The organism is Agromyces sp. NPDC056389 (assembly GCF_042262385.1).
Lineage (GTDB): Bacteria > Actinomycetota > Actinomycetes > Actinomycetales > Microbacteriaceae > Agromyces.
Genome location: NZ_JBHJPN010000002.1, coordinates 551,844 through 563,451, shown reverse-complemented (window position 1 = coordinate 563,451; position 11,608 = coordinate 551,844). Strand labels below are relative to the sequence as shown.

Sequence of the window (11,608 nt, the reverse complement as noted above, 5' to 3'; positions counted from 1 at the left end):
CGACCGGGGCCCGCGTCGCGTCAGCCGTAGAGCTTCGCGTCGTACGTGGGGCCGTAGTACGCGTCGAGCTCTTCGACGGACTCGTTCGGGCGCTCGAGCGCCTGGGCGATCACAGCGCGGCGGGGCGCGGCAGCGGGATCCCAGGTCTCGGGCTTCCAGGTCTGCGAGCGCAGGAACGCCTTCGAGCAGTGGGAGAAGACCTCGTCGATCGCGACCTCGAGCACGAGCAGGGGCTCGTGCCCACGCACCTGCATGCGACCGGCGTAGGGGGCATCGCGGAGGAGTCGACCGCGGCCGTTGATGCGCAGCGTGTCGCCGCGGCCCGGGATGACGAAGAGCAGCCCGACGTGCGGGTTCTCGAGCACGTTGTGGAAGCCGTCGGCACGGCGGTTGCCCGGTCGCTCGGGAATCGCGATCGTCGTGTCGTCGAGCACGAGGGTGAAGCCGGCCGGGTCGCCCTTGGGGGAGACGTCGGCGTTGCCGGCGGCATCCGCTGTCGAGATGAAGCAGAGCGGGGATGCCGCGAGCCACTGCCGATCGAGGTCGTGCAGTCGGTCGCGCGACTTGTCGCGGGCGGCGGGCAGTGGCCGGCCGACGATCTCCTCGAGTTCGGTCGAGGTCGTGACGGGGGTGCCTCCGTGGTCCATGGTTCCACGCTACGCCCGCGACCGACCCGGTCGATGCCGGCACCGATCGTATCCACGGCCGCGACCGGCTGAGGCGCCGCGCCTGAGATGATCGGACGATGCGGGCGAATCGGGCGGTGCTCTTCGATGTCGACGGCACGCTGATCGACGCGATGGGCGGGCCAGCGACGCATCTGGCACGAGTGGGCCGAGCGATTCGACCTCGACCCGGCGGTCGTGTACGAGGCGGCCATGCGCACACGGCCGATCGAGACGGTGGCCGAGCTGCTGCCGGGGCGCGACCCGGCTGCGCTCGTCGCCGTGTTCGACCGGCTCGAAGACGTCGAGGCCGAGCTCGGGCCGTTGCGCGGCATCGACGGTGCCGCGCTGCTCCTCTCGTCGCTCGCGCCGAACACCTGGGCCCTCGTCACGTCGAACGCCGAGCGGCGAGTGGAGACGCGCTTCCGACGGCTCGGACTGCCGTTGCCCGGGGTCGTCGTCGACAACCTGGCAACCCGCGCCGGCAAGCCGTCGCCCGAGCCCTACCTGCTCGCGGCGCGGCGTCTCGGCGTCGACCCTCGCGACTGCCTGGTGATCGAGGACGCCCCAGCGGGTGTCGCCGCGGGGCTCGCCGCGGGCATGACGACCTGGAGCGTCAACGGCGATGTGCCGGTCTCGGGCGCCCATCGGCACTTTCGCACGCTCGCCGACGCAGCCGCCGACATCGTCGGCTTCGTCGCGGGCAACAACGTGCACGCGACATCCGCCTGACGCCGTCGACGCCGAAGGCCCCCGCGGGTTGGGGGGGGCGCTTCGAGGTTCGCCGAGGCTCAGGCCTGCGGCGGACGCGTCATCGAGAGCAGGTCGAGCGCGGTGTCGAGCTGCTCGATCGTGAGGTCGCCGCGCTCCACGTAGCCGAGGTCGATCACCGCTTCGCGCACCGTGATCCCCTTGGCCACCGAGTGCTTCGCGATCTTCGCCGCGGCCTCGTAGCCGATGAGCTTGTTGAGCGGGGTGACGATCGAGGGCGACATGCCCGCGAGGGCGGTCGCGCGCTCGACGTCGGCCTCGAGGCCGTCGATCGTCTTGTCGGCCAGCACGCGCACCGAGTTCGCGAGCAGGCGGATCGATTCGAGGAGCGCGGTGCCCATGACCGGGATCTGGACGTTGAGCTCGAAGGCGCCGGATGCACCGGCCCACGCGATCGTCGCGTCGTTGCCGATGACCCGCGCGCACACCATGAGCACGGCCTCGGGCACGACGGGGTTGACCTTGCCCGGCATGATCGAGGAGCCGGGCTGCAGGTCGGGGATGCGCAGCTCGCCGAGACCCGTGTTCGGGCCGGAGCCCATCCAGCGGAGGTCGTTCGAGATCTTCGTGAGGCTCACGGCGATCGTGCGCAGCGCGCCCGAGGCGTCGACGAGACCGTCGCGGTTGGCCTGGGCTTCGAAGTGGTCGGCGGCCTCGGTGACCGGCAGTTCGGTCTCGGACTGCAGGAGCGAGATGACGAGCTGCGGGAAGCCGGCCGGCGTGTTGATGCCGGTGCCGACGGCGGTGCCGCCGAGCGGGACCTCTGCGACGCGGGGGAGCGCCGTGCGCACGCGCTCGATGCCGAGGCGGATCTGGCGCGCGTAGCCGCCGAACTCCTGGCCGAGGGTGACGGGCGTCGCGTCCATCAGGTGGGTGCGGCCGGCCTTGACGACGCCGGCCCACTCGACGGCCTTCACCTCGAGGGCGACGGCGAGGTGGTCGAGCGCCGGGATGAGCTCGTCGATGAGCGCCGCGGTCACGGCGATGTGCACCGAGGTCGGGAAGACGTCGTTCGACGACTGCGAGGCGTTCACGTGGTCGTTGGGGTGCACCGGGCTGCCGAGCTTGCCCGTCGCGATGGTGGCGAGCACCTCGTTCATGTTCATGTTCGACGAGGTGCCCGAGCCGGTCTGATAGACGTCGACCGGGAAGTGCTCGGTGTAGCCGTGCACGCCGGCGATGACCTCGTCGGCGGCGTCTTCGATCGCCTTCGCGATGGCCGGGTCGAGCACGCCGAGCTGCGCGTTCGCCTGCGCGGCCGCCTTCTTGATGCGTGCGAGCGCCTGGATCTGCTGGGGCTCGAGGCCGGCTCCGGAGATCGGGAAGTTCTCGACGGCGCGCTGCGTCTGCGCCCGGTAGAGGGCCGATGCGGGCACCCGCACCTCGCCCATCGTGTCGTGCTCGATGCGATAGTCGGCGGCGTTGTCCACCACGGTGTGTTCCCTTCGATGTGCTTGCCGGATGTCCCGGCCGATGCCGCTCGTTCGTTCGGCGTGAGCCGTCAGACCGAGCCGACGACGATGTCGGTCTCGACGCGACCCTCGAAGAGTCGGTAGTTCGCTCCGACGATAGCCAGCGTACCCGCTGCGATCGCGTCGCTGATCATCTCGGAGGCGGCCACGAGCTCGGTCACGGTGTTGCGCAGGTGCTCGCGGCCGACGAAGCCGGTGTCGACGTGCACGGGGTCGACCGGGGAGTCTGCTGCGCCGCCGGCGACCTTGCGCACGGCGGGCACGATCTTCTCCACGAGGCCGGCGATGTGCACCGGGAGCGGGGCAGCGTCGGCGCCTTCGGAGTCGATTGCGGCGCGCACGGCGCCGCACTCGTCGTGCGCCAGCACGATGACGAGCGGCACGTGAAGGAGGCCCACGGCGTACTCGAGCGAGCCGAGCGACGACGGGGTCACGACCTGGCCGGCATTGCGCACCACGAAGGCGTCGCCGAGGCCGACGTCGAAGATGATCTCGGCCGCGAGGCGGGAGTCGCTGCATCCGAAGATCGCGACGAGCGGGCGCTGCGAGTGCGCGAGCGACGCGCGGCGATCGACGTCTTGCCGGGGGTGGAGCGGCTTGCCCTCGACGAAGCGCGCGTTGCCGCTGCGGAGCTCGCGCCACGTCTCAGCCGGAGTCTGCGGACGATCTTTCGGCTGCGTGGTCACGTGGTGCCCTTTCAGTCCTGCGCCTCGATCGTCGGCGTGAGCGCCGACGCGAGCGTCTCGAATTCCTCGGGAGTCGCGGTGCCGAGCAGCACGAAGGTGCTGCCGCCCGCTTCGGTGGTGAGGCCGTACCGGGCGTTGCCGACGTCTTCGGGTGACTCCCGGTTGTCGTACACCGTCCACTCGACGCCGTCGATCGTGGTCGTGCCCACGGCGAGGGTGCGTGCGAGCAGTCCGGCGACCCACGTGGGGTTCGCGTCGAGGCCCTGATAGAGCCCGATGAACTCGTCGCCGGGGGTGAGGTAGCCGACGTACCATGCGGTCACGTCGTCGGCCTTGCTGACGCGGAGCTCGGCGGCATTGGCGCGCCAGCCCTCGGGCAGCTCTGGCACCGCGAGCGGGTCGAGGCTCGCGCCCTGGGCCTGCTGGGCGAGGGAGGCCACGTCGACGTCGCGCTCGATGGGCGTGTCGCTGCGCGGCACGAGCAGCACGATGACGAGCATGATCGCGAGGCTCGCGCCCAGCGCGAGCAGGAGGTTGCGCAGCGTCTGGCGCTGGCGGTGCTTGAGGGAGTTCTCGGCCTTGCGGGCCGCGGTCTCTTCGGGGGTCTCGGGCCGGCCGAGCTCGGCGACGACCCGCGGTGCGCGCTCCGCCATCAGCGGTCGCCGCTGTCGTCGGATGCTGCGCGAGACGAGCCGGCGCGCGCCGCCTCGAGGCGCGCCTTCGCGCCGATCAGCCACTCCTCGCAGCGGGCTGCGAGGGCCTCGCCGCGCTCCCACAGGGCGAGCGACTGCTCGAGCGCCGCCGAACCCTGCTCGAGTTCGCCGACGACCTGCACGAGCTCGTCGCGCGCCTGCTCGTAGCTGAGCTCGGAGACATCGGTGGGGGAGGGCATGTCGTCCATTCTATTCGGCGTGGTCGTGAGCGCCGTCCGGCGCCGTGAGCGCCTCGGCCGGCGGTTCGACGAGCGGCTCCGCGGCGAGGTCGTGCACGGACGGCACGGCGCCCCGGGAGACGGCGGCGAAGGCGCCCTCGGCGAGGGTGACGGTGATGTCCGCGCCGTCGGGCGCGCCCGCAGGGCCGCGCACCACGTGGCCGTCGGCGCCCTGCACGATCGCGTAGCCGCGGTCGAGGGTGGCCTGCGGCGAGAGGGCGCGGAGGTGCCCGCGCAGTTCGGCGACGCGATGGGTCTGCCGGTCGATCGTGCGTTCGACGAGCTCGGCGCCGCGCGCCACCCAGCGGGTCAGGTCTTCGGCACGGCGGTCGACGATCCAGGATGTCTCGGCGAGTGCCGGCCGCGAGCGCAGGTGGCCGATGCGGTCGATCTCGCGGGAGAGGATCGCCTGCAGCCGCATGCCGAGCCGGGCGCGGGCCTGCTCGACCCGCACGAGTTCCTCGTTGACGTCGGGCACGACGCGCTTGGCAGCATCGGTCGGAGTCGAAGCGCGCAGGTCGGCGACCTCGTCGAGGAGCGGCCGGTCGGCCTCGTGCCCGATGGCCGAGACGATGGGGGTGGATGCCGCGGCCGCCGCGCGTACGACGCGCTCGTCGCTGAAGCCCAGGAGGTTCTGGAAGTCGCCGCCGCCGCGGGCGATGATGATGACCTCGACCTGCGGGTCGGCGTCGAGCCGCTCGATCGCCGCCACGACCTCTGAGACGGTGCGATCGCCCTGCACGGCGGCGTGCACGACGCGGAACTCGACGGCCGGCCAACGCAGCCGAGCGTTCCGCAGCACGTCTTTCTCGGCGTCGCTGTCTTTGCCGGTGATGAGGCCGACGACCCCCGGCAGGAACGGCAGGCGCCGCTTGCGCCCGGCGTCGAACAGCCCCTCGGCCGCGAGCTGGGTGCGCAGTCGCTCGAGTCGCTCGAGCAGATCGCCGAGCCCGACGTGCTTCAGCTCGAAGACCTGCATCGACAGCGAGCCGCCCTTGACCCACCAGTTGGGCTTCACGAGCGCGATGACCCGGTCGCCCTGCTTGAACTGCTCGTCGAACCGGGCGCGCACCGACGACCACACCTGGAACGAGAGGGTCGCCTCGGCGTCGAGGTCCTTCAGCTTGCCGTAGACGTTGCCGCCGGAGACGCCCCACTGGGTGATCTCGCCCTCGACCCACACCGTGCCGAGCCGATCGATGTACGCCTTGAGCTTGCCCGAGAGGAGCGCGACCGGCCACGGAGCATCGCGTGTCGCCGGTGCATCCGTCATGTGGGCCTCCCAGCCGTCGGCCCGCGTCAGCCGCGTAGGATGGGCACCGTGACGAGCACTACGGAAACCCCGCGAATCGGCCTTGGCATGCCCCGAGTTCCGGGCGTGCGCGGCCGGCTCAAGGATAACCCCGTCCCCGGACAGAAGCGCGTGCTGCTCGCCGCGCCGCGCGGCTACTGCGCGGGCGTCGACCGCGCCGTGATCGCGGTCGAGAAGGCCCTCGAGCACTACGGCGCCCCGGTGTACGTGCGCAAGCAGATCGTGCACAACATCCACGTCGTCACCGAGCTCGAGGCGCAGGGCGCGATCTTCGTCGAAGAGGTCGACGAGGTGCCAGAGGGCGCCCACATCGTCTTCAGCGCGCACGGCGTCTCGCCGGCCGTCGTGAACGCCGCCGCCGACCGAGGCCTGCACGCGATCGACGCGACCTGCCCGCTCGTCACCAAGGTGCACCGCGAGGCCGTTCGCTTCGCGCGCGACGACTTCGAGATCCTGCTCATCGGCCACGAGGGCCACGAAGAGGTCGAGGGCACTGCAGGCGAGGCGCCCGACCACGTGACGATCGTCAACAGCCCCGACGACGTCGACAACATCGAGGTGCAAGACCCCGACAAGGTCGTGTGGCTCTCGCAGACCACGCTCTCGGTCGACGAGACCATGGAGACGGTGCGCCGCCTCCGCGAGCGGTTCCCGAATCTTCAAGACCCGCCCTCCGATGACATCTGCTACGCCACGCAGAACCGCCAGGTCGCGATCAAGAAGGTCGCACAAGACGCCGACCTCGTGATCGTCGTGGGCTCTGCCAACAGCTCGAACAGCGTGCGCCTCGTCGAGGTCGCGCTCGAGTACGGCGCCAAGGCCGCCTACCGGGTCGACTACGCGAGCGAGGTCAAGCAGGAGTGGCTCGACGGCGTCGAGACCGTCGGCGTGACGAGCGGCGCATCCGTGCCCGAAGAGCTCGTGAAGGAGCTGCTCGACGCGCTCTCCGACGCCGGCTACGGCTCGGTCTCCGAGGTCAAGACGGCCGAAGAGGACCTGATGTTCTCGCTCCCGAAGGAGCTGCGAAAAGACCTGCAGGGCAACCGCGACGAGCGCGCGCTCGGCGGGCGCGTGCAGCGCTGATTCCAGGCCTGACGAGCGGATGCCTCGCGGCACGCGCGAGGCGATGAAGCGGATGCCGCGGCGCCGCGTTCAGCCATCGGCGAACGTCGCCGCGCGCCGCCGATCTTCCGCCTTCCGAGGGATGGAGTGAGCGCTCACTCCGCGTAACATCGCTCGCATGACATCGAGTACCGATCGCGCGACGCGCGCGAAGCCGATGCCGGTCGAGGAGCGTCGAGCGGCGATCGCCCAGGCGACGCTGCCGCTGCTCGTCGCCCACGGCCGCGACGTCACGACCCGGCAGATCGCCGATGCGTCGGGCGTCGCCGAGGGCACGCTGTTCCGCGTGTTCGACGACAAGGAGTCGATCATCGACGCGGCCGTCGAGCACTTCCTCGACCCAGAGCCGTTCCGGGCGGCACTCCGCAGCATCGATCCGTCGCTGCCGCTCGAGCCGAAGATCGAGCTCGTGCTCGCTCGCTTCCTCGACCGGTTCAGCGGCATCTTCGGCGTGTTCGCCGCGCTCGGCGGCCGCCCCCGGCCGCCGGCCCAGAACCTCGAGATCATCACGGGCATCTTCGAGGAGCTGCTCGCCCCCGACCTCGAGGCGCTGCGCGTGCCGCCGGCCCAGGTCTTCAAGTTCGTGCGGCTCGTCGCGTTCGCGTCGGCGATGCCGCAGTTCGGCCCGACGATCGGGCTCGACACCGACGAGCTCGCGCACCTCATCGTGCACGGCATCGCGACACCGGCGGGGGCACCTGCGCGCGCGGCATCCGCTGCACCGCTCGAACCGAACCACCAGACCACCTCGACCAGCCCGATGGGAACCACTCCATGCTGATGAAACTGCTGCGCCGGCACCTCCGGCCGTACTGGGCGCTGCTCCTCGGCGTCATCGTGTTCCAGCTCGCGCAGTCGATCGCCTCGCTCTACCTGCCGACGCTGAACGCCGACATCATCGACGACGGCGTCGCGAAGGGCGACACCGGCTTCATCATCTCGACGGGCGGCGTGATGCTCGCCATCACGCTCGCCCAGGTCGCATGCGCCATCGCGGCCGTGTACTTCGGCGCGAAGGCGGCGATGGCCTTCGGCCGCGACCTGCGGGTGGCGGTGTTCCGCAAGGTCGCCGACTTCTCGGAGCAGGAGGTGTCGCGCTTCGGCGCCCCGAGCCTCATCACGCGCTCGACGAACGACGTGCAGCAGGTGCAGATGCTCGTGCTCATGTCGTGCACGATCCTCGTCTCGGCGCCGATCCTCGCGATCGGCGGCGTCATCATGGCGCTCCGCGAAGACCTCGCGCTCTCGTGGATCATGGTCGTCGCGGTGCCCGTGCTGCTCGTCACGGTCGGACTCATCATCAGCCGCATGGTGCCCCTCTTCCAGTCGATGCAGAAGCGCATCGACGGAGTGAACCGAGTGCTCAGGGAGCAGCTCACCGGCATCCGCGTCATCCGCGCGTTCGTGCGCGAAGGCGTCGAGAGCGAGCGCTTCGACGAGGCCAACGACGCGCTCACCGACACCGCGCTGAAGGCGGGGCGCCTCTTCGCCCTCGTCTTCCCGGTCGTCATGCTCGTGCTGAACGTCTCGAGCATCGCGGTGCTCTGGTTCGGCGCGTACCGCGTCGAAGACGGCTCGATGCAGATCGGCTCGCTGACCGCGTTCCTCAGCTACCTCATCCAGATCCTCATGGCCGTCATGATGGCGACGATGATCGCATTCCTGCTGCCCCGTGCCGCCGTCTCGGCGGGGCGCATCGGCGAGGTGCTCGAGACCGCGTCGAGCGTCGTCGACCCCGAGCAGCCCGTCTTCGCCCTCACCGCTCCCGGCACGGTCGAGTTCCGCCACGTCGACTTCGCCTACCCCGGCGCCGAGGAGCCCGTGCTGCACGACCTGAACTTCGTCGCAGAACTCGGCCAGGTCACGGCGATCATCGGCGCCACGGGCTCGGGCAAGACGACCATCGTCAACCTCGTCGCGCGACTCTTTGACGCCACGGGCGGATCCGTGCGCGTCGGCGGCGTCGACGTGCGCGAGCTCGACCCCGAGGTGCTCGGCGCCCAGCTCGCCCTCGTGCCGCAGAAGCCCTATCTCTTCGCCGGCACCGTCGGCTCGACGCTGCGCTACGGCGACCCCGACGCGAGCGATGCCGAGCTCTGGAGCGTGCTCGAGACGGCGCAGGCACGCGACTTCGTCGCCGCGATGCCGGGCCAGCTCGAGGCGCCCATCGCGCAGGGCGGCACGAACGTCTCGGGCGGGCAGCGACAACGACTGTCCATCGCCAGGGCCCTCGCGAAACGACCGCCGATCTACCTGTTCGACGACTCCTTCTCGGCCCTCGACACGGCGACCGACGCCCGCCTCCGCGCGGCGCTGTCGCGCACGGTGTCGGATGCCACGATGATCGTCGTCGCCCAGCGGGTCGCCACGATCGTCGGCGCCGACAAGATCCTCGTCGTCGAAGACGGCAGGATCACGGCGCAGGGGACGCATGAAGAACTGCTCGCGAGCTCCGAGGCGTACGCCGAGATCGTCGAGAGCCAGCTGAGCGTGGAGGAGGCGGCATGAGCGCGTCGCAGGGACGGCCCCGGGAATCCGCTGACGAGCAGGTGCCGCAGGAGACGCCGGCTGCTCCGGCGCGCCCGGTCGGCCCGCCCCGTCGCGGTCCGATGGGCGGAGGCCCGATGGGTGGCATGGGCATGCCCTCCGAGAAGTCGATGAACTTCTGGCCGTCGGCCAAGCGCCTGCTCCGCCGGCTGAAGCCCGAGCGCACCCTCGTGGTGGCCGTGGTACTGCTCGGCATCGTGAGCGTCGTCTTCTCGGTGCTCGGCCCGAAGATCCTCGGTGGAGCCACGAACATCATCTTCGAGGGCTTCCTCTCGTCGCAGATGCCCGCGGGTGCCACCCAGCAGCAGGTCGTCGACCAGCTGCGGGCGTCGGGCGACACCCAGCAGGCCGACATGGTCGCCTCGATGCACCTCGTGCCCGGCCAGGGCATCGACTTCGCCGCCCTCTCGACCGTGCTGCTCTGGGTGCTCGCGCTCTACGTGCTCGCCTCGCTCTTCGGCTGGGCGCAGGGCTACGTGCTGAACGGCGTGACGCAGCGCACCGTCTACCGGCTGCGCCAGGAGGTCGAGGAGAAGCTCCACCGCCTGCCGCTGTCGTACTTCGACAAGATGCAGCGCGGCGAGCTGCTCTCGCGCGTGACGAACGACATCGACAACGTCTCGCAGTCGCTGCAGCAGACGATGAGCCAGCTGCTGACGTCGCTCCTGACCGTCATCGGCGTGCTCGTCATGATGTTCGTCATCTCGCCGCTGCTCGCCGCGATCGCGCTCGTCACGATCCCGCTCACGATCCTCATCACGACGGTCATCGCGAAGCGCTCGCAGAAGCTCTTCGTCGCGCAGTGGACGCACACCGGCACGCTCAACGCGCAGATCGAGGAGGCCTACTCGGGCCACGCGCTCGTGCGCGTCTTTGGCCGCCGCCGCGAGGTCGAGCGCGGCTTCGACGACAAGAACGACCAGCTCTACGAGGCGAGCTTCGGCGCGCAGTTCGTGAGCGGCATCATCATGCCCGCCATGATGTTCGTCGGCAACCTCGTCTACGTCGCGATCGCCGTCGTCGGCGGGCTCATGGTCGCAGCGGGCGGCATCAGCCTCGGCGACGTGCAGGCCTTCATCCAGTACTCGAGGCAGTTCACCCAGCCGCTCAGCCAGCTCGGCTCGATGGCGAACCTCCTGCAGTCGGGTGTCGCGAGCGCCGAGCGGGTGTTCGAGCTGCTCGACGCCGACGAGCAGGTGCCCGATCCGGCCGAGCCCGAGGCCGCGGCAGATGCCGATGCCGATGAGGGCGCGGCATCCGGTCGTCTCGTCTTCGAAGACGTCTCGTTCAGCTACGACCCCGAGAAGCCGCTCATCGACGACCTCTCGCTCACCGCCGAACCCGGGCAGTCGATCGCGATCGTCGGCCCCACCGGGGCGGGCAAGACCACCCTCGTGAACCTCATCATGCGCTTCTACGAGCTCGACTCCGGGCGCATCACGCTCGACGGCGTCGACATCACGCACATGACGCGCGACGAGCTGCGCGGCCGCATGGGCATGGTGCTGCAGGACACCTGGCTGTTCACGGGCACGATCCGCGAGAACATCGCCTACGGGCGGCCGGATGCCTCGGAGGACGAGATCCTCGAAGCGGCCCGGGCGACCTACGTCGACCGCTTCGTGCGAACGCTCCCCGACGGCTACGACACGGTGCTCGACGACGAGGCGTCGAACCTCTCCGCCGGTGAGAAGCAGCTCATCACGATCGCCCGTGCGTTCCTGGCCCAGCCGGCGGTGCTGATCCTCGACGAGGCGACCAGCTCGGTCGACACCCGCACCGAGCTGCTGCTGCAGCACGCCATGAACGCGCTGCGCAAGGACCGCACCTCGTTCGTGATCGCGCACCGCCTCTCGACGATCCGCGACGCCGACCTCATCCTCGTGATGGAGGACGGGCACATCGTCGAGCAGGGCACCCACGCCGAGCTGCTCGCTCAGGGCGGCGCGTACACGCGGCTCTACGAGGCGCAGTTCGCGGCGCCGGCCGATGCGCAGGCGCTCGTCGACCCAGAGGAGGCCGGGGGACCGGTCGCGGGCCCGGCCACGGGCGGCATGGAGGCGGTGCCCGAGGGCGCCGCGAGCTGACCCTCAGGGAGGTCG

General features: G+C 70.4%; 11 protein-coding genes. 5 read left to right on the top strand and 6 right to left on the bottom strand.

All coding sequences use genetic code 11. The features are described from left to right. Nucleotides 1-20 precede the first annotated feature (20 nt). Nucleotides 21-647 carry a pyridoxamine 5'-phosphate oxidase family protein gene (locus tag ACFCVM_RS15580; RefSeq protein WP_375837475.1) on the bottom strand — a complete coding sequence of 209 codons (627 nt, stop codon included), beginning with the start codon at nt 645-647 and terminating at the stop codon, nt 21-23. Nucleotides 648-878: 231 nt separating this feature from the next. Between ACFCVM_RS15580 and ACFCVM_RS15575 the strand changes: the two genes are divergently transcribed. Beyond that, complete coding sequence (locus ACFCVM_RS15575; RefSeq protein ID WP_375837474.1) at nt 879-1,397, top strand: HAD-IA family hydrolase; 519 nt, start codon at nt 879-881, stop codon at nt 1,395-1,397. Nucleotides 1,398-1,456: 59 nt separating this feature from the next. On the opposite strand, the gene ACFCVM_RS15570 is transcribed toward ACFCVM_RS15575, so the two are convergent. The 5 genes from ACFCVM_RS15570 to xseA form a co-directional block, all read right to left on the bottom strand. Next, entirely contained in the window at nt 1,457-2,869 is a 1,413-nt protein-coding gene (locus ACFCVM_RS15570) for a class II fumarate hydratase (protein ID WP_375837473.1), read from the bottom strand. A gap of 68 nt (nt 2,870-2,937) precedes the next feature. Continuing rightward, nucleotides 2,938-3,594, bottom strand: coding sequence for a carbonic anhydrase (locus tag ACFCVM_RS15565; RefSeq protein ID WP_375837472.1), 657 nt, complete (start codon nt 3,592-3,594; stop codon nt 2,938-2,940). Between the two features lie 11 nt (nt 3,595-3,605). Then, the gene (locus ACFCVM_RS15560) at nt 3,606-4,247 is read right to left on the bottom strand and encodes a DUF4245 domain-containing protein (protein ID WP_375837471.1); all 642 of its coding nucleotides are present in this window, start codon (nt 4,245-4,247) and stop codon (nt 3,606-3,608) included. After that, the gene (locus ACFCVM_RS15555) at nt 4,247-4,495 is read right to left on the bottom strand and encodes an exodeoxyribonuclease VII small subunit (protein WP_375837470.1); all 249 of its coding nucleotides are present in this window, start codon (nt 4,493-4,495) and stop codon (nt 4,247-4,249) included. Before ACFCVM_RS15555 ends, ACFCVM_RS15560 begins: the two co-directional genes overlap by 1 nt. A 1-nt stretch (nt 4,496) precedes the next feature. Continuing rightward, a complete protein-coding gene (xseA, locus tag ACFCVM_RS15550) occupies nt 4,497-5,798 on the bottom strand; it encodes an exodeoxyribonuclease VII large subunit (RefSeq protein ID WP_375837468.1) in 1,302 nt (433 codons plus the stop codon). Between the two features lie 87 nt (nt 5,799-5,885). Here xseA and ACFCVM_RS15545 point away from each other — a divergent pair, with 87 nt between their 5' ends. From ACFCVM_RS15545 to ACFCVM_RS15530, 4 genes are all read left to right on the top strand, one after another. Further along, nucleotides 5,886-6,920, top strand: a complete 1,035-nt coding sequence (locus ACFCVM_RS15545; RefSeq protein ID WP_375837466.1) for a 4-hydroxy-3-methylbut-2-enyl diphosphate reductase — start codon at nt 5,886-5,888, stop codon at nt 6,918-6,920. A gap of 157 nt (nt 6,921-7,077) precedes the next feature. Then, complete coding sequence (locus tag ACFCVM_RS15540; RefSeq protein ID WP_375837465.1) at nt 7,078-7,740, top strand: TetR/AcrR family transcriptional regulator; 663 nt, start codon at nt 7,078-7,080, stop codon at nt 7,738-7,740. Continuing rightward, complete coding sequence (locus ACFCVM_RS15535) at nt 7,734-9,467, top strand: ABC transporter ATP-binding protein (RefSeq protein WP_375837464.1); 1,734 nt, start codon at nt 7,734-7,736, stop codon at nt 9,465-9,467. Before ACFCVM_RS15540 ends, ACFCVM_RS15535 begins: the two co-directional genes overlap by 7 nt. Further along, nucleotides 9,464-11,593 carry an ABC transporter ATP-binding protein gene (locus ACFCVM_RS15530; protein ID WP_375837463.1) on the top strand — a complete coding sequence of 710 codons (2,130 nt, stop codon included), beginning with the start codon at nt 9,464-9,466 and terminating at the stop codon, nt 11,591-11,593. Before ACFCVM_RS15535 ends, ACFCVM_RS15530 begins: the two co-directional genes overlap by 4 nt. Nucleotides 11,594-11,608: the final 15 nt, after the last annotated feature.